The 22,750-nt window shown below is 68.9% G+C and carries 14 protein-coding genes and 1 pseudogene; 11 read left to right on the top strand and 4 right to left on the bottom strand.

The features are described 5' to 3' along the window. The first annotated feature begins 61 nt into the window (after nucleotides 1–61). The 6 genes and pseudogenes from ABZ833_RS20480 to ABZ833_RS20455 form a co-directional block, all read left to right on the top strand. The gene (locus ABZ833_RS20480; RefSeq protein WP_361048575.1) at nucleotides 62–1,030 is read left to right on the top strand and encodes a hypothetical protein; all 969 of its coding nucleotides are present in this window, start codon (nucleotides 62–64) and stop codon (nucleotides 1,028–1,030) included. A gap of 3 nt (nucleotides 1,031–1,033) precedes the next feature. Further along, nucleotides 1,034–2,155, top strand: a complete 1,122-nt coding sequence (gene chvE, locus ABZ833_RS20475; protein WP_361048573.1) for a multiple monosaccharide ABC transporter substrate-binding protein — start codon at nucleotides 1,034–1,036, stop codon at nucleotides 2,153–2,155. Between the two features lie 17 nt (nucleotides 2,156–2,172). Beyond that, complete coding sequence (gene mmsA / locus ABZ833_RS20470) at nucleotides 2,173–3,711, top strand: multiple monosaccharide ABC transporter ATP-binding protein (protein ID WP_361048767.1); 1,539 nt, start codon at nucleotides 2,173–2,175, stop codon at nucleotides 3,709–3,711. 10 nt (nucleotides 3,712–3,721) lie between these two features. Then, a complete protein-coding gene (gene mmsB, locus ABZ833_RS20465) occupies nucleotides 3,722–4,951 on the top strand; it encodes a multiple monosaccharide ABC transporter permease (protein ID WP_361048571.1) in 1,230 nt (409 codons plus the stop codon). 33 nt (nucleotides 4,952–4,984) lie between these two features. Then, the gene (locus tag ABZ833_RS20460; RefSeq protein ID WP_361048569.1) at nucleotides 4,985–6,139 is read left to right on the top strand and encodes an aldose epimerase family protein; all 1,155 of its coding nucleotides are present in this window, start codon (nucleotides 4,985–4,987) and stop codon (nucleotides 6,137–6,139) included. A 71-nt stretch (nucleotides 6,140–6,210) separates the two neighbouring features. After that, nucleotides 6,211–7,209 (top strand): annotated as a pseudogene (locus ABZ833_RS20455) (glycoside hydrolase family 43 protein); the annotation flags it as partial. Between the two features lie 70 nt (nucleotides 7,210–7,279). Here the strand turns inward: ABZ833_RS20455 and ABZ833_RS20450 are convergent. Genes ABZ833_RS20450 through ABZ833_RS20440 form a run of 3 tightly spaced genes read right to left on the bottom strand, consistent with a single transcriptional unit; the run spans nucleotide 7,280 to nucleotide 13,259 of the window. Further along, nucleotides 7,280–8,110 (bottom strand): pectate lyase, encoded by an 831-nt coding sequence (locus ABZ833_RS20450; protein WP_361048567.1) that lies wholly within the window; start codon nucleotides 8,108–8,110, stop codon nucleotides 7,280–7,282. Continuing rightward, nucleotides 8,107–10,413 carry an alpha-xylosidase gene (gene yicI / locus ABZ833_RS20445; protein ID WP_361048565.1) on the bottom strand — a complete coding sequence of 769 codons (2,307 nt, stop codon included), beginning with the start codon at nucleotides 10,411–10,413 and terminating at the stop codon, nucleotides 8,107–8,109. The genes ABZ833_RS20450 and yicI overlap by 4 nt, the downstream gene beginning before the upstream one ends. Next, the gene (locus tag ABZ833_RS20440) at nucleotides 10,410–13,259 is read right to left on the bottom strand and encodes a glycoside hydrolase family 3 C-terminal domain-containing protein (RefSeq protein ID WP_361048765.1); all 2,850 of its coding nucleotides are present in this window, start codon (nucleotides 13,257–13,259) and stop codon (nucleotides 10,410–10,412) included. The genes yicI and ABZ833_RS20440 overlap by 4 nt, the downstream gene beginning before the upstream one ends. 338 nt (nucleotides 13,260–13,597) lie before the next feature. On the opposite strand from ABZ833_RS20440, the gene ABZ833_RS20435 reads away from it, so the two are divergent. Genes ABZ833_RS20435 through ABZ833_RS20415 form a run of 5 tightly spaced genes read left to right on the top strand, consistent with a single transcriptional unit; the run spans nucleotide 13,598 to nucleotide 20,002 of the window. Next, complete coding sequence (locus tag ABZ833_RS20435; RefSeq protein WP_361048563.1) at nucleotides 13,598–15,298, top strand: extracellular solute-binding protein; 1,701 nt, start codon at nucleotides 13,598–13,600, stop codon at nucleotides 15,296–15,298. 1 nt (nucleotide 15,299) lies between these two features. After that, the gene (locus ABZ833_RS20430) at nucleotides 15,300–16,319 is read left to right on the top strand and encodes an ABC transporter permease subunit (protein ID WP_361048561.1); all 1,020 of its coding nucleotides are present in this window, start codon (nucleotides 15,300–15,302) and stop codon (nucleotides 16,317–16,319) included. Then, a complete protein-coding gene (locus ABZ833_RS20425; protein WP_361048559.1) occupies nucleotides 16,316–17,248 on the top strand; it encodes a carbohydrate ABC transporter permease in 933 nt (310 codons plus the stop codon). The genes ABZ833_RS20430 and ABZ833_RS20425 overlap by 4 nt, the downstream gene beginning before the upstream one ends. Before the next feature lie 7 nt (nucleotides 17,249–17,255). After that, nucleotides 17,256–19,292 (top strand): beta-galactosidase, encoded by a 2,037-nt coding sequence (locus ABZ833_RS20420; RefSeq protein ID WP_361048557.1) that lies wholly within the window; start codon nucleotides 17,256–17,258, stop codon nucleotides 19,290–19,292. Continuing rightward, nucleotides 19,289–20,002: a hypothetical protein gene (locus tag ABZ833_RS20415; protein WP_361048555.1), complete on the top strand. Its 714-nt coding sequence runs from the start codon at nucleotides 19,289–19,291 to the stop codon at nucleotides 20,000–20,002. Before ABZ833_RS20420 ends, ABZ833_RS20415 begins: the two co-directional genes overlap by 4 nt. Here ABZ833_RS20415 and ABZ833_RS20410 read toward each other — a convergent pair. Continuing rightward, entirely contained in the window at nucleotides 19,999–22,722 is a 2,724-nt protein-coding gene (locus tag ABZ833_RS20410) for a Tat pathway signal sequence domain protein (protein ID WP_361048553.1), read from the bottom strand. The two genes, ABZ833_RS20415 and ABZ833_RS20410, sit on opposite strands and share 4 nt — an antisense overlap. Nucleotides 22,723–22,750: the final 28 nt, after the last annotated feature.

Genomic DNA, 22,750 nt, shown 5'->3' with positions numbered 1-22,750 from the left:
CTTGAACCGACCAACGTACGAAATATCGAACACAGCAGAATCCACTGCGTATGGGAGTCCCGTGACCAGCCCGTCAGCACCCCGCCGTCCCGGCGTCGACGCCCTCGCCCGCATCGGGCACCCCGTACCCGCCATCGACCCGGCCGACGCGTCCCCGCACGCGTTCCCCGACGGTGGCACCTGGCGCACCGAGATCCCCTCCGTGGAGGGCCCCGAAGCGCTGGCCGTCGTCCTCAAGGAGAGCTCGCGGCTCGACGTACCGATCCACCGGATCAGCCAGGGCAGCGGCATCTGGATGCTCTCCGACGACGAGATCACCGAGATGGTGGAGGCCTGCGCCGAACGGGACATCGAGCTCTGCCTGTTCACCGGGCCGCGCGGCACCTGGGACATCGGCGCCGCGACCCGCACCGACTCCGGCGGCGGCGGCCTTCGCTCGCGCGGCCACGACGCGCTCGCCGGATGCGTCGAGGACGCCGTGCGCGCCACGGAGTTGGGGGTGCGCTGCCTGCTCGTCGCCGACGAGGGCGTGCTGTGGACGCTGCACCGGCTGCGGGTGGCCGGTGTACTGCCCGCCGACACCACGTTCAAGGTGTCGGCCCTGATCGGCCCGGTCAACCCGGCCTCGTACGCGGTCTACGAACGGCTCGGCGCCGACTCCCTCAACATCCCCTCCGACCTCACCCTGGACCACCTCACGGAGATCCGCCGGGCAAGCAGCGCCCCGATGGACCTGTACGTCGAGGCACCCGACGACCTCGGCGGCTACGTCCGGATGTACGAGGCGGCCGAGCTGATCCGGCGCGGCGCCCCGCTCTACCTCAAGTTCGGCCTGAGCAAGTCCCCCGGCATCTACCCCTACGGTGCCCACCTGCGCGACCACACCCTGGCCACCGCCCGTGAGCGGGTCCGCCGCGGCCGTCTCGCCCTCGACCTGCTCGCCCGGCACGGAGCGGACGGCGGGATGTCGCCGCTCGGCTCGCGCCTGCCCGGCGAGCTCCAGCGCTTCCCCGTCCCGGAAGGGGACTGACCCATGACTACCCGCACATCGAGAAAAGTACGGCTCACCGCCGCCGTGGCCACCGCCGTCCTGCTCGGCTCGCTGACCGCCTGCGGCCAGGAGGCCAAGGGCGGCAGCCGCTACCAGCCGGAGGAGGGCAAGGGCAGCACCATCGGTCTCGCGATGCCCACCAAGGCCTCCGAGCGGTGGATAGCCGACGGCAACAACATGGCCAAGCAGTTCCAGAAGGCCGGGTACAAGACCGATCTGCAGTACGGCGACGACAAGGTCGAGAACCAGATCGCCCAGCTGGAGAACATGATCACCAAGGGGCGCAGTCTTCTGGTGGTCGCCGCCATCGACGGCTCCGCGCTCACCGAGGTCCTGCAGCGCGCACACGACGCGGGTATCCCCGTGATCTCGTACGACCGCCTCATCCTCGGCACGCCGTACGTCGACTACTACGCGTCGTTCGACAACGAGCGCGTCGGCCGCCTCGAAGCCCAGTACATCGTGAAGAAGCTGAAGCTCGGCAAGCCGGAGAAGGGCGGCGACGCGCACAGCATCGAGCTGTTCGCGGGCTCGCCGGACGACAACAACACCAAGTACTTCTGGAACGGCGCCATGAAGGTCCTTGAGCCGTACTTCAAGAGCGGCCAGCTCAATGTGCGCAGCAAGCAGACGAAGATGAACCAGGCCACCACGCTGCGCTGGGACGGCGGCACCGCGCAGAAGCGCATGGATGACCTGATCAGCAAGAACTACGGCTCCGACAAGGTCGACGCGGTCCTCTCGCCGTACGACGGGATCTCCATCGGCATCATCTCCGCCCTGAAAAGCGCCGGATACGGCTCCAAGAGCGAGCCGCTGCCGGTGATCACCGGGCAGGACGCGGAGCTGGCGTCGGTGAAGTCCATCATCCGCGGTGAGCAGACGCAGACGGTGTTCAAGGACACCCGCAAGCTGGCCGCGCAGACGGTGTCCATGGGCGACGCCGTCCTGAACGACAAGAAGCCGAAGGTCAACAACACCAAGGACTACAACAACGGCAAGAAGACCGTACCGTCCTTTCTCCTGGACCCGGTCAGCATCGACAAGTCGAACACCCAACTCCTCGTGGACGAGGGTTACTTCAAGGCAGGGCAGCTCCAGTGAGCGGGCCCGTACTGGAGATGCGCGGGATCACCAAGACGTTCCCCGGCGTCAAGGCGCTCTCCGACGTGAATCTGACCGTGGGCGCCGGGGAGATCCACGCGATCTGCGGCGAGAACGGCGCGGGCAAGTCGACGCTGATGAAGGTCCTCAGCGGCGTTCACGAGCACGGCAGTTACGACGGCGAGATCCACTTCGAGGGCCGTCAGATGGCCTTCAAGGACATCCGCGCCAGCGAGAAGCACGGCATCGTGATCATCCATCAGGAGCTGGCGCTCGTCCCGTATCTGTCCATCGCCGAGAACATCTTCCTGGGCAACGAACAGAGCACCCGGGGCTTCATCGACTGGAACGACACGCTGCGCAGGGCGAGTGCGCTGCTCAAGCGGGTCGGTCTGAGCGAGAAGCCGCAGACTCCGGTGGCCGACATCGGTGTGGGCAAGCAGCAGCTGGTGGAGATCGCCAAGGCCTTGTCGAAGGAGGTGAAGCTGCTCATCCTGGACGAGCCGACGGCCGCGCTGAACGACGAGGACAGCGCCAAGCTGCTCGACCTCATCCTGGAGCTGCGCGATCAGGGCATCGCCTGCATCATCATCTCGCACAAGCTGAACGAGATCCGTGCCATCACCGACTCGGTGACGATCCTGCGCGACGGGCAGACCATCGAGACCCTGACGGTCCGTGAGACCCCTTCGGCCGAACCGCAGTTGTCCGAGGACCGCATCATCCGCGGCATGGTCGGGCGCGACCTCGACCACCGCTTCCCCGACCGCACGCCCTACGAAGGCGACGACGCGGGATCTCTGGCGCTGTCCGTGGAGGGCTGGACGGTGCGGCACCCGATCGACCACCAGCGCAAGGTCGTCGACGACGTGTCGCTGACCGTGCGCCGCGGTGAGATCGTCGGCATCGCGGGCCTGATGGGCGCGGGCCGCACGGAGCTGGCGATGTCCGTCTTCGGGCGTTCCTACGGCCAGTACGTGGCCGGCACGGTGGCCGTCGGCGGGCGCGACGTCGTGACGAAGAACGTGCCCGCCGCGGTCGACGCCGGGATCGCGTACGTGACCGAGGACCGCAAGCAGTACGGCCTCAACCTCATCGACAACATCAACCGCAACATCTCCCTGCCCTCGCTCTCGGGCATGCGGCGGGGGGACGGCTTCGTCGACGAGCACCAGGAGCGCTCCGTCGCCGAGCGCTACCGCAAGTCGATGAACATCAAGGCTCCCACCGTCTTCGAGCAGGTGGGGCGGCTCTCCGGCGGCAATCAGCAGAAGGTCGTCCTGAGCAAGTGGATCCACGCCGACCCCGAGGTCCTCATCCTCGACGAGCCGACGCGTGGCATCGACATCGGCGCCAAGTACGAGATCTACACCGTCATCGACAAGCTGGCGGCCTCGGGCAAGGCGGTGCTCTTCATCTCCTCCGAACTGCCCGAACTGCTCGGGATGTGCGACCGGATCTACACGATGGCCGAGGGCAGGCTGACCGGTGAGGTCGACCGCGCGGACGCCACCCAGGAACTCCTGATGCGCCACATGACCAAGAACAGAAGCTGAGGCATCCGCCATGACCACCACGACCACGCCGCCACGTGACACCTCGTCCACGCCGTCCGCCAAGGAGTCCACCAGGGCTCTGCTGCTGCAGAGCGTGCGCTCCAACATGCGCCAGTACGGCATGCTCGTCGCCCTGGCCTTCATCGTCATCCTGTTCCAGATCTGGACCGACGGCACGCTGCTCCTGCCGAACAACGTCTCCAACCTGATCCAGCAGAACGGCTACATCCTCATCCTGGCCATCGGCATGATGATCGTCATCATCGCCGGGCACATCGACCTGTCCGTCGGCTCACTGGTCGCCTTCGTCGGCGCCATGTCGGCGGTGATGATGGTCAAACACGACATGCCCTGGGTGCTCGCGCTCGTCCTGTCGCTCCTCATCGGCGCGGTCGCGGGTGCGTGGCAGGGCTTCTTCATCGCGTACGTCGGCATCCCGTCGTTCATCGTGACCCTGGCCGGCATGCTGCTCTTCCGCGGTCTCACGCAGATCGTCCTCGAGGGCCAGTCGCTGTCGCCGTTCCCCGAGGGCTTCCAGAACATCGCCAAGGGGTTCATCCCCGAGATGGGCCCGTACACGCAGTACCACAACCCGACGCTTGTGCTCGGTCTCGTGACGGTCGCCTTCCTGCTCTTCCGCGAATGGCGCAGCCGCAAGCAGCAGTTGGCGTACGACCTCGACGTGACGCCGACGGGCCTGTGGGTGGCCAAGCTGGTCGCGATCACCGCTGCCGTCGTCGCCTTCACGCTGACCCTCGCGAGCTTCCACGGCGTGCCCGTCGTGCTGCTCATCATGTGCGGCCTCCTGATCGCCCTCGGCTATGTGATGCGCAACGCGGTGGTCGGACGCCACGTGTACGCGCTCGGCGGCAACAAGGCCGCGGCGAAGCTGTCCGGCGTCAAGGACAAGCGCGTCACCTTCCTCATCTTCGTCAACATGGGTGTGCTCGCCGCGCTCGCGGGCTGTGTGTACGCGGCGCGCCTGAACGCGGGCACGCCGCAGGCGGGCCTGAACTTCGAACTCGAGGCGATCGCGGCCTCGTTCATCGGCGGCGCGTCGATGAGCGGCGGCGTCGGCACGGTGATGGGCGCCGTGATCGGCGGCCTGGTGCTCGGCGTCCTCAACAACGGCATGTCCCTGGTCAACATCGGCACCGACTACCAGCAGGTCATCAAGGGCCTGGTGCTGCTTGCCGCGGTCGGCTTCGACGTCTGGAACAAGCGGAAAGTCGGCCGCTAGTCCTCACCTCAACTTCGCTGCCTGGAGTCGCACATGGAAACAAGCAGACGCACCGTCCTGGCCTCGGCTGCCGCCGTCGGCCTCACCGCCGCCGTCACCGGCACCTCGTACGCGTCACCGGGGTCGGGCAGGACGCCCACCAAGGAGCTCTTCGGGAAGCTGGCCGACGGGACCAGGGTGTACCGCTGGTCCCTCGCCAACGGAGGCACCCGCATGAAGGTGCTGTCGTACGGCGGCATCGTGCAGTCCCTCGAACTCCCGGACCGGCACGGCCGGTACACCAACGTCTCGCTCGGTTACGACACCGTCGAGGCGTACGTCGCGGGAACCACGTTCTTCGGCGCGCTGATCGGCCGCTACGGCAACCGCATCGCCAAGGGCCGCTTCACGCTGGACGGCAAGACCCACCAGCTCTCGGTGAACGACGGCGAGAACAGCCTGCACGGCGGGGCCAAGGGCTTCAACACGCGGGTGTGGGACGTGGAGCCGTTCGCCGACTCCACCGGCGTGGGCCTCGTCCTGCGGTATGTCAGCGTCGACGGCGAGATGGGCTACCCCGGCACGCTGCGCGTGAAGGTGACGTACACGCTCACCGCGCGCGGCGACTGGCGCATCGACTACGCGGCGACCACGGACAAGGCCACCGTGGTGAACCTGACGAACCACACGTACTACAACCTCGCGGGCGAGGGCAGCGGCGACATCCTGGACCACGAACTGAGCCTGGCCGCGGCCCGGTTCACCCCGACCGACACCGGTCTCATCCCGACCGGCGAGCTGGCGAAGGTGGCGGGCACGCCCTTCGACTTCCGCCGCGCGAAGACCGTCGGCAAGGACATCCGTGTCTCGCACGAGCAGCTGGTGACCGCCAAGGGCTTCGACCACAACTGGGTCCTGGACAAGGGCATCACGCAGCGACCCGAGCCCTTCGCGACGCTGCGCGACCCGGAGTCGGGGCGCTCCATGAAGATCGCCACGACCGAGCCGGGCGTGCAGTTCTACTCCGGGAACTTCCTCGACGGCACCCTCACCGGGCCTTCGGGGCGCACCTACCGCCAGGGCGACGGTCTGTGCCTGGAGACCCAGCACTTCCCGGACTCCCCCAACCAGCCGAAGTTCCCCTCGACGGTGCTGCGGCCCGGCGAGACCTACCGGTCGAGCACGGTGCACAGCTTCTCGGCGCGCTGAGTCGCGCTTTGCCCGAGAGAGGACACATCTTGCGCCCCAGATCCAGATTCCTGATCCCCCTGCTCGCCCTGATGGCCGGGCTGCTCGCCGCCCCGGGAGCCGCAGCGCACCCGGGCACGGCCCCCGCGAAGCAGAAGTACGCGGGCTATCTCTTCAGTTACTTCACCGGTGAGGGCACCGCCGACGGCGAGCAGATCCGCATGGCGCTCAGCGACGGCGACGACCCCACGCGCTACCGGGAGTTGAACGGCGGCAAGCCCGTGCTGACCTCGCAGCTCGGCACCAAGGGGCTGCGCGACCCGTTCATCATCCGCTCGCCGAAGGGCGACAAGTTCTATCAGATCGCCACCGACCTGCGGATGTACGGCGGCAGCGGTGGCAGCTGGGACCAGGTGCAGCGCACCGGCAGCAAGTCGATCATGGTGTGGGAGTCCACGGACCTGATCCACTGGACCGACCAGCGCCTGGTGAAGGTCGCCCCGGACACGGCGGGCAACACCTGGGCCCCGGAGGCCTATTACGACGACAAGCTCAAGGCATACGTCGTCTTCTGGGCGTCCAAGATCTACGGCGCCGACGATCCGGACCACACCGGTTCGACGTACAACAAGATGCTGTACGCGACCACGAAGGACTTCCGTACCTTCAGCAGGACCAAGGTCTGGAACGACCCGGGCTATTCGGTGATCGACTCCACGGTGGTCAAGGACGGCGGCGACTACTACCGCTTCACCAAGGACGAGCGGGACCCGGCATCGGGCACCCCCTGCTCGAAGTTCATCACCGCGGAGAAGTCGAGGAGCCTGACGGACACGTCGTACGACTTCGTGGCCGACTGCATCGGGAAGGGCGTGATCGACCGGGGCGAGGGGCCCGCGGTCTTCAAGTCCAACTCCGGGGACAAGTGGTACATGCTCATCGACGAGTTCGGCGGGCGCGGCTATGTCCTCTTCGAGACGACGGACCTCGCATCGGGCACATGGGCCGAGACGAAGAACGCCGCCCTGCCGGCGGGCGCCCGGCACGGCACGGTCCTGCCGGTGACCCAGGCCGAGTACGACCGCCTGCTCGGCACCTGAGCTCCTGGAAGCACAGCGATGCGGCACGGCCGAGGGTGGCCGTGCCGCATCGCCGTGACCGCTACTTGTAGCTGATGTCCGAAGCGGTGAACTTGCAGTACTTGCCGTCGGGGCCCGTGCCCGTCTTCGGCGGCTCGGCACCGGTGTTGTTGCCGGTGAAGCGGTCGCAGGTGGCGATCTTCTTGTTGCTGTCGCCGTGGATGCGGATGTTGCGCAGCGCGGCCGTGTCGCCGTAGTTGGTGTTGATGCCGACGATCGACTTGCCGGGGGCGGTGATGTCGACGTCGTTCACGATGATGTTGCGCTGGTACTGCTTGGAGCAGTTGCCGCAGGCCCGCACCAGCTTGCCGAAGTCGGAGACCTGGAACTTGGTCACGACCAGCTTGCCCGCGCCGTTGAACTGGAAGACCTTGTCGTCGGCCTTCTTCGCGCCACCGCCGTAGACGGTGTACGTCGAGTTCGCCGATGTCCCCTTGAACGTGGCCGCGTCCTCGCCGACGTCCTCCCACCACACGTTCTGGAGGGTGCAGCTGCCCGAGCAGTGCACGCCGTCCGCGGCCGGGGAGCCGAGGATGACGTTCTTGAGGACCGCACCGTCCTTCAGCTTGAAGATCGGGTCCTGGCCCTCGTCCTGGCCGTCGCCGCCCAGGTCGCCGGTGCCGTAGTGGCGCTTGAGGCCGCCGTCGTAGGTGCCGGAGACCTCGATGGTCTTGGACGTCGGCTTCTCGCCCTTGGCCTCGGGCCACGCGGTCGCCGCACCCGCGCTCGACATCATGGTGCTGGTGACGAGGGCGGCGCCGGTCATGCCGAGCGCGGCGATGCCGCCGACGACGGCACGGCGCTTGGTGAGACCTCGGCGATGACGGACGCGCTTGGTCGCTCGTGGGGTCATGTTCCCGAATCATTCCTTCGGTGGTGGACGGCTTGCATGTCCTTGTCGCCGCCGCCCGGCGAAGGGTTGCCGCCCGGGTCCGCCCAATCCGCCACCGTCCGCACCGTGAAGGCGCGTGCGCTCCCCTCGGCCATGACGCGGACCCCGGCGCCGTCCCGTTCCGCGCGGAAGACGGCCGCGGGCCTGCCTTCCAGGTCGGGCACGGTGATCGCGGTGCCGTCCTGCGTGTCCGGGGTGACCAGGAGGGTGAGGTCCTGGAGCCAGTCGCCGTCGGCGCGCTGGTCGTCGGCGCCCAGTGGGAGCAGCGCACCGGGCCGGACGTACAGGGGAAGGCTGTCGAAGCCGTGGGTCTCGTGCCGCCATGCGGGACCGGTGACGGTCTCGCCGGTCAGCAGGTGGGTCCAGGTGCCTTCGGGCACGTAGAACTCGACGTCCCCCTCCGCGGTGAAGACGGGGGCGACCAGGAGGTCGGGGCCGAGCATGTACTGCCGGTCCAGGGTGCGGCAGGCGGGGTCGTCGGGGAACTCCAGGAACATGGGGCGCATGACGGGGACACCGGTGCGGTGGGCCTCGACGGCCACGCCGTACAGGTACGGCATGAGGCGGTGCTTGAGCCGCGTGAACGTGCGTGCCACGTCGACCGCTTCCTCGCCGAACGCCCACGGCACCCGGTAGGACACATTGCCGTGCAGGCGGCTGTGCGAGGAGAGCAGGCCGAAGGCGAGCCAGCGTTTGAAGACCGCAGGGTCCGGGGTGCCCTCGAAGCCGCCGATGTCGTGGCTCCAGAAGCCGAAGCCGGAGAGCGACAGGGAGAGGCCGCCGCGCAGCGACTCGGCCATGGCACCGAGCGAGGCGAAGCAGTCGCCGCCCCAGTGCACGGGGAACTGCTGGCCGCCCGCCGTCGCGGACCGGGCGAAGACGATCGCTCGGCCGGGGCCTCGTTCCTTCTCCAGGAGTTCGAAGACCGTGCTGTTGTAGAGCTGCGCGTAGTAGTTGTGCATGCGCTCGGGGTCCGAGCCGTCATGCCAGTGGATGTCGGTGGGGACGCGTTCGCCGAAGTCGGTCTTGAAGCAGTCGACTCCCTGGTCGAGCAGGTTGCGCAGCAGGCCCGAGTACCACTCGCGCGCGGCCGGGTTCGTGAAGTCCACGAGCGCCATGCCCGGCTGCCAGAGGTCCCACTGCCAGATGTCGCCGTTCGGCCGCCGGACGAGAAATCCCTCGGCGGCGGCCTCGGCGAAGAGTGCGGACTTCTGCGCGATGTACGGGTTGATCCACACGCTGACCTTGAGGCCTCGTTCGCGGAGCCTGCGCAGCATGCCCTCCGGGTCGGGGAAGACCTCCGGGTCCCAGCGGAAGTCGGTCCACTGGTACTCGCGCATCCAGAAGCAGTCGAAGTGGAAGACACCGAGCGGGATGTCGCGCTCGGCCATGCCGTCGACGAAGGCGGTGACGGTCTCCTCGTCGTAGGGCGTGCAGAAGGAGGTCGTCAGCCACAGGCCGAACGACCAGGCGGGGGGCAGCGCGGGGCGGCCGGTCAGCGCGGTGTAGCGGCGCAGGACGTCCTTGGGCGTGGGTCCCGCGATGACGTAGTACTCGACCGACTGGTCCTCGACGCTGAACTGGACCTGGCCGACGGACTCGGAGCCGATCTCGTAGGAGACCTTGCCGGGGTGGTTGACGAAGACGCCGTAGCCGCGCGAGGAGAGGTGGAAGGGGATGTTCTTGTAGGCCTGCTCGCTGCTGGTGCCGCCGTCGGCCTGCCAGATGTCCACGTTCTGGCCGTTCTTGACGTACGGAGTGAAGCGCTCGCCGAGGCCGTAGATGTACTCGCCGACTCCCAGGGCGAGTTGACCGATCATGTGGTGGCTTCCGTCGGGCGCGGTCGCGAAGCCGGTGCCTCTGCGTTCGACCGCTGTCAGCAGCTTGTCCTCGGCGTCGAGGAATTGGAGGCCCCAGGGCTTGTCGGTGTCCAGGCGCACGGTGAGCGGGCCACTGGCGAGCTCGATGACGGTGCCCTCACGCTTGAGGATTCCCGCGCCCTCGGTCTCGTACAGGCGGAAGTCAGGTCCGTGCGCGGCCTTTCCGGCGTGGTGGGTCGCCCGGACACCGATCACGCCGTCGGCGGGCGAGAAGCATTCGATGGTGATGAGCGGCGTGTTGAGGGTGTCGCCGCGTTCACGGACCCGGTGGACGGCGGCGTACGCCGTGAACCGCCCCTCGCCCTCCCGCACGTCGCGCACATCGGTCGCGTACGAGGCGCGCACCCCGTCACGCATCAGCCAGAAGCCGTCGGTGAACTTCATGCGGTCTCCCTCGGCTGTGCGGTGGCGGTGAAGGCGAGCCGTGCGAGCCGCAGGGGGCCGCGCAGCCGCACGCGCAGATCGCGTACTCCGGCGGCGGTGAAGCCGGAGGTACGCAGGCGGTAGTCGTACGCGCCGCCGGTCGCCGGGACGGTGACGGTGGTGGCGGTGCTGCCCGAGATGAGGTCGACGGCTCCCTCCCCCGAAGCCTCGACCGAGACGGCACACACGCCGTCTCCGAAGTCGCAGTCACGGAAGAGCAGTTCACCGGTGCCTCCGTCCACCGCGCGCACGGCGTCGCCGGCCGTCCTGGTGCGGTCGACGATCTCGGTGCCGTCCTGTTCGTCGTAGCCGGTCGCCGCGAGCCCCGCCTCCCGCACCGGCCTGGGGGCGATCGGGGCGGCGTCGATGTCGACGGTCGCAGCGATCCGGAGGTCGCCGCTGGAGGCTCCGGCAAACATCTCGTACGTGCCCGGCGCCACGACCCAGCGGTCGTGGCGCACGTCCCAGAACGCAAGCTCGTAGAGGGGCAGTTGGAACTCCAGGCGGCGCGCGGCCCCTGGCGCGAGGTGGACGCGGCGGTGCGCCATGAGTTGCCGGTGCGGCAGGGCGAGGGCCGCCGCGGGGTCCCGGGGTGCCCGGGTGTAGAGCTGGGCCACCTCGTCCGCGGCGCAGGCCCCGGTGTTGGTGACGGTGAACGCGACCCGGATCAGTTCCCCTTCGCGCGCGGTCACCAGGTCCGCGTACGCGAAGGACGAGTAGCCGAGGCCGTGCCCGAAGGGGTAGAGCGGGGTGCCGTCGAAGTAGAGGTAGGTCTGCCGGGAGCCGATGACGTCGTAGTCGAGCAGGTCCGGCAGGTCGGTGTCGGCGGCGTACCAGGTCTGCGGGAGGCGTCCGGCAGGGGAGACGTCGCCCGCGAGGACCCGGGCGAGCGCGGTGCCCGCGGCCTGTCCGCCGTGCGCGGTCCACAGCAGCGCGGGCAGCTGGGCGTGGGCGTCGGCGACCGCGTACGGATAGGCGGAGACCAGGGCGAGCGCGGTGCGGGGGTTGGCGGCTCGGGCCGCCCGCCAGAGCCGATCCTGGTGGGGTGGCAGGGCGAGCGTCGTGCGGTCCTCGGTCTCGCGGCCGTTGATGTGGGGGTCGTTCCCGGCGACGACGATCACGGCGTCGGCCTGCGCTGCGGCGCGGGCCACGGCCTCGTCGCCGCGCTCCAGGTATTCGAGGGTGAAGACCTGCGGCTCCTCGGCAACCTTCACGCCGTCGGCCGCGACAGAGACGTACCCACCCGTCCCTTTGTGCTCGATGAGGTACCCGTCCCCGTGGCCGACCAGCGCGAACGTCTCCTGTACGACCCAGCCGCCGGGCTGGTCCGCGGACGCGCGCACGAACCCGTCGTCGGCGACCGAGAGGTAGCGGCCGTCGGGGGCGCGCAGCGTCCACGTGCCGCATCCCCAGTCGACGAGGGCGAACTCGGTCGGCTCGGGGCCGCAGGTCAGGGGGGCCAGGTCGGTGCGGCCGGTGAGCAGGGCCGGGTCCAGGGCGATCTCGGGTCCTTGGACGTGGACACTCTCCCCGGACTCCGGCACCCGCAGCCACCCGGCCGCGCACTTCAGGCGCACCCGGTCCACGCCCTCGGTGAAGGTGATGCTGTCGGCGCCGAACCGTTCGCGCAGTCCGTCCAGGGGTGTGCTGCGGCGGATCAGGGTGCCGCTGTACCAGTCGGTCTTGCACGCGTCGGCGAGCAGGCCGACGACCGCGATCCGGGTGTCTTCGGGCAGCGGGAGCAGGCCGTCGTTCTTCAGCAGGACGACGGCCTGCTCGGCGGCCTCCTGGGCGAGCGCGCGGTGTCCGGGGGTGTCGAAGGCGTGCGATGCCGGGTCCGCGTACGGGCCCTGGCCGGGGTCGAACTCGCCGAGCCGGAAGCGGACGGACAGGTGACGGCGTGCCGCCGTGTCGATGTCATGCTCGATCAACAGGCCTTGTTCAAGCGCGCGTTGGATGCGTCCGGTGATGATGCTCGCGTCGGTGCCGTGGTCGGTGAAGCTGTCGACGCCCGCGACGAGCGACGCCGCGGTGGCCTCCTCGTGGGTGTCGAAGTACTTCTCGGAGTCGACGAGGTTGCTCGGCGCTCCCGCGTCGGAGCAGACGAGCAGGTCCTGGTCCGTCCAGGCGCGCAGATGCTCGCGCAGGTACGGCGAGACGTGGTTGGGGCGTCCGTTGACCAGGTTGTACGCGGGCATGACCCCGGCCACAGCGCCCGCCTCGACGGCCGCGCGGAAGGCCCGCAGGTCGTACTCGTGCAGGACGCGCGGGCGCACGGAGGCGGACGACGTGTCCCTGTCCGTCTCGTTGTTGTGGGCCAGCCAGTGCTTGAGCACGGGGGCCGTGCGCCAGTGGTCCGGGTGGTCGCCGCGCAGGCCACGGGTGTAGGCGACGGCGATGGCGGAGGTGAGCCGGGAGTCCTCCGAGTAGCCCTCCTCGTTCCTGCCCCACAGCGGGTGGCGGAGCAGGTTCACCGTCGGGGCCCAGAGGTTGAGGCCGACGCGGTCGTCGCGCGCCCGCATGGCGCGCGCCTCGGTGGCGACGGCCTCGCCGATGCCGCGGACGAGGTCGTCGTTCCAGGTGGCGCCGAGGCCGATCGCCTGCGGGAAGACGGTGGCGGGGCCCATCCAGGCGACGCCGTGCAGGGCTTCCTGTCCGGTGCGGAACGCGGCGATGCCGAGCCGTTCGACGGCCGGTGTGAACTGGTGCAGGAGCGCGATGCGTTCGCTGCCGGTCAGCCGGGACAGCAAGTCGTCCACGCGCTGGTCCAGGGGCAGTTCGGGGTCATGGAAGGGCAGCTGTTCCAGGGCGCGGAGCGGCGGCGGGCTTGCGGTCACGTGCGGATCCCCTTGGCGAGCGGTGGGCACGGAGGAGCTGACTCGTTCTTGTTCTCGTTCTCATTCTTCGAAGCGCTTCGATGCTCTGTGCCGCTCAGGGCTCATGTCAAGGAGAGGAACGCGTACTACCCGCGAACTCGGGCTGGTTGGCGTATTCCTGGAACTCCCCCGCGCCTTGGAGGAATTCAGAACCGAGTCTTGTTACGGCCCAAGCCTTCACTTAACCTCGCAGCAACATCGAAGCGCTTCGAAAGCCGACCGGCGGTGACCGCCGTGTGTCCGGGCGCGCGCCACGAAGGGTTGACGCAATGACGCCGAACTCCCTCTCCACCAGCTCCCGTTCGGGAAGCCCCCGATCGAGCCGGAGAACCTTCCTCGCCCACTCCGGCCTCGCCGCGCTCGTCGTGGCCGGCGGAACCCCACTGCTCACGGCCTGCGGGGGCAGCGGGTCGAAGAACGAGGGCACCACGACGGGGAAGAAGCTCAAGGGGCTGCTCCCCACGTACGCCGCGTCGTCCCTGGCCAGCCCGGACATCCCCGCCAAGAACGGCTCGGCGGCGGGCTTCACCAAGGCCCTCCCGGCGGCCGAGCTGAAGGTGTCGGTGCCTCAGAAGCTGGGCGAGGGCGGTGAGTTCACCGTCATGGCACCGATCTGGGGGAACGTCCCGAAGCAGGGAAATCCCTACTGGGCGGCGATGGACAAGGCGGCCGGCGTCCGCGTCAAGTGGCAGAACCAGCAGGGCGACACGTACGGCCAGAAGCTGGGCGCGGTCCTCGCCTCCAGCGGCGTCCCGGACGCCGTGGTCGTGCCCGGCTGGGAGCTGACCGGCAAGATACCGAGCGCCATCGCCAACAAGTTCGCGGACCTCGGCCCCTACCTGAGCGGCGACAAGATCAAGGAGTACCCGAACCTCGCCGCGATCCCCACCGGCGCCTGGCAGCGCTCCGTCTTCGGCGGCAAGCTGCGCGGCCTGCCGATGCCCTCCGCCACCACGCCGAACATCGCGCCGTTCTACCGCACCGACCTCTTCGAGAAGGAGGGGCTCGAAGCGCCCACCAGCGCCCAGGAGTTCTACGACCTGTGCAAGCAGCTCAACGCCCCCAAGAGCAAGGTGTGGGCGTGCGGCGACATGAGCTGGGCGGCCTGGAACATCTTCGGCGTGCTCCCGGAGAAGCCGTACTACTGGAAGCTCGTCGACGGCAAGCTGGTCAACCGCTACGAGACCGATGAGTATCTGGAAGCCCTGGAGTGGTCGCGCAAGCTCTACTCGGCGGGCTTCGTCCACCCCGACGCGAAGGCCGAGACCGGCAGCATCGGTGACCTGTGCGCGGCGGGCAAGGTCTGGATGTACTGCCAGGACCTGTCCGACTGGTACGGCAAGGCGGCCGTGCAGCGCGTGGACAACAAGAAGTTCCGCATGGAGGCGTTCGACTACTTCGCCGCCGACGGCGGAGCGCCCACGCTGTACGCGCGTCCGCCCGCCGACATCTGGACGTTCATCAGCGAGAAGGCCGACGAGAAGACCGTCCGTGACATCCTCGCGCTCGCCAACTACACCGCCGCTCCCTACGGTTCGAAGGAGCAGCGCCTTCGCATGTACGGCGTCGAGGGCGTCCACCACACGTTCAAGGACGGCGTCCTCACCAAGAACGGCAAGGGCAACAACGAGGTCTTCTCGACGTACGAGTATCTGGCGTCCCCCGCGCCCTTCGTCGCCTATCCCGATCTGCCGGACGTCACCGAGGGCATGGTCGAGTGGCAGCAGCGCCAGGGCGCGCACACGAAGAAGCCGCTCTTCCACGGCATGATGATCATCGAGCCGACCCGGTACACCGAGCTGAACGCCGAGTTCGAGGACCTGGAGAAGGACATCGTGCGCGGCCGCAAGAAGGTCGGCGACATGCAGCAGGCTGCTGCGGACTGGAAGTCGGGCGGCGGCGACAAGCTGCGCGACTGGTACAAGAAGCTGCTCGATGAGACCGGGGCGACCGGCGACTCGGCGTCCTGACATGGCCCAGATCACGACTCACGCGCGCGACACCACCGAGCGGGCGCCCACCGGGCCCGTCGAAGCCGCGCCCCCCGCGAAGAAGGCGCCCGCCCGCATGCCGCTGCGGCACCGGCTGCGCCGCGACCGCGCGCTGCTCCTCATGGTGCTGCCCGCGCTGCTGCTCCTGCTCGTCTTCAACTACGTACCGCTGATCGGCAACGTCGTCGCCTTCCAGGACTACGACCCCTACATCGCCGACAACGCGTTCCAGGCGATGACGCAGAGCCCCTGGATCGGCATCGAGCACTTCCGGCACATGGTCGACGACCGGCTGTTCTGGCAGGCGGTCAGGAACACCCTCGCGATCTTCGCGATCCAGCTGACGCTGTTCTTTCCGCTGCCGATCGCGCTGGCGCTGTTCATCAACAGCTTCGTGCGGCCCCGGGTGCGGGCGGTCGCCCAGGCGATCCTGTACCTGCCGCATTTCTTCTCCTGGGTCCTGGTCATCACGGTCTTCCAGCAGATGTTCGGCGGGGCGGGTCTCGTCGCGCAGGTCCTTCGGGACCACGGGCACGAGGGCTTCGACCTGATGACCGACCCGGGCCTGTTCAAGTTCCTCGTCACTTTCGAGATGGTCTGGAAGGACGCGGGCTGGGGCGTCATCGTCTTCCTCGCCGCACTCGCCGCGGTCAGCCCGGATCTGTACGAGGCGTCGGCGATGGACGGCGCGAACCGCTGGCGGCGCATGTGGCACATCCAGCTGCCCGCGCTGCGCCCGGTGGTGGCGCTGCTGCTCGTGCTCCAGGTCGGCAACGCGCTCACGGTCGGCTTCGAGCAGATCCTGCTCCAGCGCACCGCCGTGGGCCCCACGGCCTCCGAGGTCCTTGACACCTACGTGTGGAACACCGGCCTGGACAACGGCAACTTCGGCTACGGCGCCGCCATCGGCATCGTCAAGGGCGTCTTCGGCCTCCTGATGGTGCTCGGGGCCAACAAGGCCGCCCACCTCATGGGCGAGCAGGGGGTGTACAAGCGATGAGCCAGTGCCTCTTGAACTTCGGCATCAAGCCCGGCAGCCGCACCGGTCTGCGTCCGGTGTGGGAGGAGCCCCCGACCCGGGCCGGCCTGGCCACCAAGGGCGTGACGCTGACCCTGGTCTGCCTCGCGGTCCTCTTCCCGGTGTGGGTGGTGGTCGTCACCAGCCTCTCCTCGGTGAAGACGATCACCGAGACGGGCGGTCTGGTGGTGATCCCCCGGGGCGTCACCTTCGTCCACTACCAGGAGCTGCTGGGCGGCGGCCAGGTGTCGCGGGCCACGCTGGTCAGCGTGGGCGTCACGGTCGTCGGCACGCTCTTCAGCATGGTGGTGTCCGTCCTGTGCGCCTATGGTCTCTCGCGCCCGGGATCGGTCCTGCACCGCCCGGTCCTCCTGCTGATCGTCGCCACGATGTTCTTCGGCGCCGGACTGATCCCCACCTATCTGGTGGTGCAGGGCCTCGGCCTCACGGACACCTATCTGTCGCTGATCCTGCCGAGCGCCCTGAACGTCTTCAACATCCTCGTCCTGCGGGCGTTCTTCATGGGCACGGCGCAGGAGCTGATCGAGAGCGCCCGCATCGACGGAGCCGGGGACCTGCTCATCCTGTGGCGGATCGTCATGCCCCTGTCCCGCGCGGTGATCGCGGTCATCACGCTCTTCTACGCGGTGGGGTACTGGAGCGCGTGGTTCAACGCGTCGATCTACCTCAGCGACCCGGACATGATGCCGCTGCAGAACGTCATGCAGCAGCTGGTGATCAAACAGCAGAAGCCGACGGGTCTGGCCCAGGCGATCAACACGGGGCATCTGTCGCCGCTCGCCATCCAGATGGCCGTGATGGTCCTGGCTCTCCTGCCGGTCGCCGTCCTCTCGCCGTTCGTGCAGCGGCATTTCAAGCAGGGCATGCTCACCGGCGCAGTGAAGGGCTGATCCACCGATGCCTTCCCTCGACGACACCACCCGCGGCCGGATCCTGTTCGGCGGCGACTACAACCCCGAGCAGTGGCCGGAGGAGGTCTGGCTCGACGACGTACGCCTGATGCGCGAGGCCTCGGTCAACTCCGTCACCCTCGGCGTCTTCTCCTGGGCGAGGCTCGAACCCCGGCCCGGAGAGCGCGAGTTCGGCTGGCTCGACCGGCTGATGAACCTGCTGCACGAGCACGGCATCGGTGTCGTCCTGGCGACGCCGACCTCCGCTCCCCCGCCGTGGCTGGGCCGCCTGCACCCCGAGACGCTGCCCCGGGACGAGAACGGGCAGGTGGAGTGGTGGGGCTCGCGTCAGCACTTCGCGCACTCCAGCGCCGACTACCGAAGGTACGCCGCCGCCATCACCGAGGACCTGGCAGCGCGGTACGCGCACCACCCCGCGCTCACGATGTGGCACATCAACAACGAATACTGCACCTACGACTGGGGCGACGAGGCGGCCGTGGCGTTCCGCCGCTGGCTGCGGGCGAAGTACGTCTCCCTCGACGCTCTCAACTCGGCCTGGGGCAGCGCCTTCTGGGGCCAGAGCTACGACAGCTGGGCGGAGATCCTGCCGCCCCGCCGCGCCCACTACCTGAAGAACCCCACCCAGGTCCTGGACTTCAAGCGCTTCACGTCCGACTCCTGGCTGGAGTGCTTCCGTGCCGAGCGGGACATCGTCACCGCGCACACCCCGCACCTGCCGGTCACCACCAACTTCATGCCGCTGTGGTCGGGACAGGACGCGTGGGAGTGGGCCGCGCACGAGGACGTCGTCTCCGTCGACGTCTACCCCGACCCCAGGGATCCGCTCGGCGCCCAACAGGGCGCGCTCGTACAGGACATGACGCGCTCTCAGGCAGGCGGCGCCCCTTGGATGCTGATGGAGCAGGCGGCGGGTCCGGTCAACTGGCGCGGCGTGAACCACCCCAAGCCGCCGGGCCTGAACCGCCTCTGGTCCTGGCAGGCGGTGGCGCGCGGCGCGGACGCCGTCTGCTACTTCCAGTGGCGTCAGTCCCGGCAGGGCGCGGAGAAGTTCCACTCCGGGATGGTCAGCCACGCGGGCGAGCACGGCCGCACCTTCCAGGAGGTCAGGGAGCTCGGCGCCGAACTCGCCGCGGTCGGCCCCGCGGTGGCGGGCACGCGTGTCACGGCCGAGGTGGCGGTCCTGCACGACTGGGACTCCTGGTGGGCGAGTCAGCAGGAGGGCCGCCCCTCCCGCCTGGTCGACCACGCGGAGGTCCTTCGCGCCTGGCACCGCGCGCTGTGGGAGGCGAACACTCCCGTCGACTTCGCCCACCCCGAGCACGACCTGAGCCCGTACCGCATGGTGGCCGTCCCCCACCTGTACCTCCTCACCGACAGCGCGATCGACAACCTCCTGTCGTACGTACGCGACGGGGGCACCCTCGTCTGCGGCTTCCTCACCGGTGTGGCCGACACCGACGACCGGGTGCGGCCCGGCGGCATGGACGCCCGCCTGCGGGAGCTGTTCGGCATCCGCACCGTGCACGAGTGGTGGCCGCTCGATGCCGGCGAGAGCGTGGACTGCGGGGAGTTCACCGGAACGCTCTGGTCGGAGGAGCTGGAGGCCGACGACTGCGCGAAGACGGTCGCGAGTTACCGGGGCGGCGAGCTCGACGGTCTTCCTGCGGTACTGCGCCACGACCGCGCCTGGTATCTGTCCACGCTTCCCGAGCCCGAGGCCCTGCGCGAGCTGCTCGCGCGCGTGGCCGCCGAAGCAGGCGTACGGCCTTTGCTCGCAGGCCTCCCCCGCGCGGTGGAGGCCGTACGCCGCGGCGATCTCCTGTTCCTCCTGCACCACGGCCGCGAGCAGGTGACCGTGCCCGTGCCGGGCAGGCACCTCGATCTGCTGACCGGCAAGGAGGCCGAGGGCGCGATCGCCCTCGGCCGCCACGGTGTGGCCGTGCTGCGCCACGCCGACGACGACCGCGGGCCCGACCCGGACCCGCGGCACTCCTCCCCCCACCCTGGAGACCCCACATGACACGACACCCCCGCCGCACCCTGACCCGCCTGCTGCTCGCCCCCACCCTGGTGGCGGGCGCGGCGCTCGGGCTCGCATCCGCCCCCGCCCAGGCCGCCGTCTGGAGCTCCTGCGACCAGTGGGGCAACACCACCCTGGACGGCTACACCCTCTACAACAACATCTGGGGCTCGGGCGCGGGCAGCCAGTGCGTGTCGGCGGACTCCGGCACCAAGTGGAGCGTGCACGCCGACCACCCGAACACCAGCGGCATCAAGTCCTACCCGAACTCCAAGAAGGTCATCGGCAAGCCGATCGACTCACTCTCCTCGCTCAAGAGCTCGTACGACGTCAAGGTCCCCTCGGCAGGCGACTACAACTCCTCGTACGACATCTGGGACACCGACCACGACTACGAGATCATGCTCTGGGTCAACTACAACGGGAACGTCGGCCCGCTCGGCACCGCCCAGGGCACCGTCAGCCTGGGCGGCCACACCTGGGCGGTCTACAAGGGCACCAACGGCGCCAACGAGGTCTTCTCCTTCCTGCGCACCTCCGACTCCTCGTCCGGGACCGTCGACGTCCTGCCGATCCTCAAGTGGATCAAGAACACCAAGGGCTGGATGGGCAACGAAACCATCGGCGACGTGCAGTTCGGCTACGAGATCAGCGGCTCGGCGGGAGGCCTCGACTTCACGACCAACTCCCTCACTGTGTCGGGCGGTTAGCCGGGGATCCGGTCGCCGACCAGGGCGAGGTTCTGGATGGCGGCAAGGCCGAACAGCGCGGTCTCGTTGGTGTTGATCCGCAGGTTCTCGTAGCCGGGTTCCAGGACGGCCGGGCCTTCCAGGTCGGTCTTGTCCCAGCTCATCGCCTTCGTGTAGCCGTCGCTGTCGTGGAACTTCTGCCAGGCGCGCGTCGCGAGCCCGCCGTCCTTCAACTGGGCGGCGGCGTACGCGTCCTGGCGGGAGTGGCCCTGGAACAGCAGCAGGCTGCCGAAGTCCTTGCCGTAGCGCTCCTTCTGCTCGGCCTTGGTGGCGTTGAAGTAGCGGCAGTAGTCCAGCCAGGCCTCCTTGAACTTCGGCTGGTCGACGAGGTCGATCAGCTCGGCGCACATCTCGACGAGGCCGAACATCGCGGAGAGGTGGGAGACGTTCACCGCGGGCTCGGCGGCCACCGCGAACGTTCCGGTGTCGAGGTCGTAGAGGCCGCTGCCCTGGACGAAGCCGTTCGGCTGGGCGGCGATGGTCTCCATGGTGGAGCGCAGGCGGGCCTCTGCCTTCGCCGCCTTGGGGCCGCCGCGCTCCCATTCCGTGAGCCAGGCCGCCGCCAGGCCGCTCCAGTCGGTGCCGAAGCCTATGGACAGGGCGTTGCGGTCGGGTTCGTACGGCTCGGTGCGGATCTTGCGCAGGGGGTCGAGGACGAGGAACGTCTCGTCGGAGTCGACCAGGGCGTGCATCAGGTCGCCGACGCGTTCGTCGGCGGTGAGGAAGTAGTAGGGGCGACGGTAGACGGCCGTGGAGATCCGCTGCTGCTTGGCGCTGTCCGCGAAGTGCTGCACGCCGTGGCGGGTGCCGAGGCCCGCCCACTTTCCGAGGTGGTAGGAGTCGACCTCGCCGGTGTGGCGGGTCATGGCCTCGGCGAAGCGGAAGATGTCGGCGCGGCCCGAGCGCAGGTAGGCGAACCAGAGCCACAGGTCGGGCGAGAGCTCGGAGTTGTCCCAGGCGTAGCCGCCGACGTCGTACCGCCACTGGTGCCGGTCCTCGTCGTAGGTGTGCATGATGTCGCCGTAGTCCCAGAAGCCGTACCAGCGGCGCTGCTCGGCCTGGTCCTTGTAGTACGTGAAGAGGAAGTCCAGGTGGTCCTCGATCGTCGCCTTCGCGGGCGTGGAGCGGTCGACGGGTGAGAAGAGGCCGCCGAAGACGCCCGTCTTCGTCACATGCTCGGGGGCGGCGGCCAGTTGGGGCGGGGTGCGCACTGCGGTGACCTGGTCGACGAGGGTGGACGCGGAGGGGGTCGCGGCGTTCGCCCAGAACATCAGCTCGCTGGTGCGGGCGATGCCGTACGGGGTGCCGAAGCCGGGTTCGTAGTCCTCGTAGGTGATGTTGAGGCCCTCGATCTGCTCGGGGAACGTGTCCTGGCCCATCCCGTCGTGGTACGTGCGCAGGTCCATCGGCTGCGCCTCGGGCGACCAGAGCCAGAGCGTGACCTCGGCCGTGTCACCTGCGGCTCCCCGGATGTCCAGCTGGGCGGGGTGCTTCTCCCAGAAGTCCCGCAGGCCGAAGGAGAAGCCGCCGCCGACACCGCCGACGTACCCGAACCCGGTCGCCCGGCCGCCGCCTCCCGCCGTGATCCAGGTGTGCCCCGGCTTGGTGCGCTTGCGCAGGGTGAAGCCGTCGGCGGAGAGCTGGGCGAGGGTGTAGTCGCCCCAGGTGGGGACGTACTGCAGGCGGGTGGTGACCCGCTGGTCCCAGGTCGCCGGGTCCGGCAGCTTCTCGCCCTTGACCTGGGCGGTGCGGACGGCGGCGCCGGGGTCGCGGCGAAGCCCGGTGATGCCCTTGACCGCCTCGGTGAGGAATCCCTTGCCCTCGCCGGCGATCCGGATGTGCCGGTCGTACGCCGCGTCGCGCATCGGCACGCTGAAGCGGACACCCAGGCCACGGATGAAGTCCTTCTCCGCGTCGCCGTCGTACGTGATGGTGTGCACCATGCGGAAGGAGTCGGCGCCCGCGTAGAAGTAGAGACGCACGCTGAAGGGCAGCCAACTGCGGCTGCCCTTGCGGTGCTTGCCGTCGATGCGGACCACGGCACGCACAGGGCCGTCCTGCTCCGTCTTCGCGCCGCTGATCTCGCCGTCGAACCGATCCCACTTGGCGTTGCCCCGGTCGCCGTCGTCGAGGTCGCCCTGGCGAAGGAGGACGAGCCGCCCGTCGGTGGCGATCTTCGTGCCGCCGCGGGTCACGGACTCGACCAGCCGCTCACCGTCCTTGGCGATGACGGCCTTGATGACGCCGGTGTCGATGGTGATGGCACGGCGGGTCTCGGTGACGCTGACCTTCTTGTCCGGTGCGGCGGGCGTCCCGGCCTTGAGGGTGAACTCCTCGGCACCTGCCGCCGCCGGGCCCACCGCATGCGCGGTCCACTTGAGCGAGCCGTCGGGCCAGTGGGCGGTCTCCCAGGTCTGTACGGGGATGTCCTTGCCCTCGGCGGCGACGGCGAACTTCTGCCCGGCGGGGTGGGCGCCCTTGGGCCACGGGACGCCGAAGGTGGAGCCGGGCGCGGCACCGAGCCCGCCCTTCTCCAGCCAGCCGACGGTGACGGGGCCGTCGGCAGCCGCCGCGCGGGGAGCCGCTTCGGCGTCGCCGCGGCCGAGCGCCCAGCTGAACTGCGCGGCGGCACCGGCCACGGCGGCGGCCTTGAGCAGGGACCTGCGGGGGATCGGAGACATGGTGATCCTCTCTCTTTGCGTGGGCATG

It is taken from the genome of Streptomyces sp. NPDC047525 (genome assembly GCF_040643025.1).
Lineage (GTDB): Bacteria > Actinomycetota > Actinomycetes > Streptomycetales > Streptomycetaceae > Streptomyces > Streptomyces durmitorensis.
The sequence above is the reverse complement of the archived record's forward strand: the minus strand, read 5'-3'. Positions and strand labels throughout refer to the sequence as shown.

Coding starts and splice junctions, on each gene's coding strand:
- chvE (WP_361048573.1), top strand. CDS start 1,034: ATGACTACCCGCACATCGAGAAAAGTACGGCTCACCGCCGCCGTGGCC.
- mmsA (WP_361048767.1), top strand. CDS start 2,173: ATGCGCGGGATCACCAAGACGTTCCCCGGCGTCAAGGCGCTCTCCGAC.
- mmsB (WP_361048571.1), top strand. CDS start 3,722: ATGACCACCACGACCACGCCGCCACGTGACACCTCGTCCACGCCGTCC.
- ABZ833_RS20460 (WP_361048569.1), top strand. CDS start 4,985: ATGGAAACAAGCAGACGCACCGTCCTGGCCTCGGCTGCCGCCGTCGGC.
- ABZ833_RS20450 (WP_361048567.1), bottom strand. CDS start 8,110: ATGACCCCACGAGCGACCAAGCGCGTCCGTCATCGCCGAGGTCTCACC.
- yicI (WP_361048565.1), bottom strand. CDS start 10,413: ATGAAGTTCACCGACGGCTTCTGGCTGATGCGTGACGGGGTGCGCGCC.
- ABZ833_RS20435 (WP_361048563.1), top strand. CDS start 13,598: ATGACGCCGAACTCCCTCTCCACCAGCTCCCGTTCGGGAAGCCCCCGA.
- ABZ833_RS20430 (WP_361048561.1), top strand. CDS start 15,300: ATGGCCCAGATCACGACTCACGCGCGCGACACCACCGAGCGGGCGCCC.
- ABZ833_RS20425 (WP_361048559.1), top strand. CDS start 16,316: ATGAGCCAGTGCCTCTTGAACTTCGGCATCAAGCCCGGCAGCCGCACC.
- ABZ833_RS20420 (WP_361048557.1), top strand. CDS start 17,256: ATGCCTTCCCTCGACGACACCACCCGCGGCCGGATCCTGTTCGGCGGC.
- ABZ833_RS20415 (WP_361048555.1), top strand. CDS start 19,289: ATGACACGACACCCCCGCCGCACCCTGACCCGCCTGCTGCTCGCCCCC.
- ABZ833_RS20410 (WP_361048553.1), bottom strand. CDS start 22,722: ATGTCTCCGATCCCCCGCAGGTCCCTGCTCAAGGCCGCCGCCGTGGCC.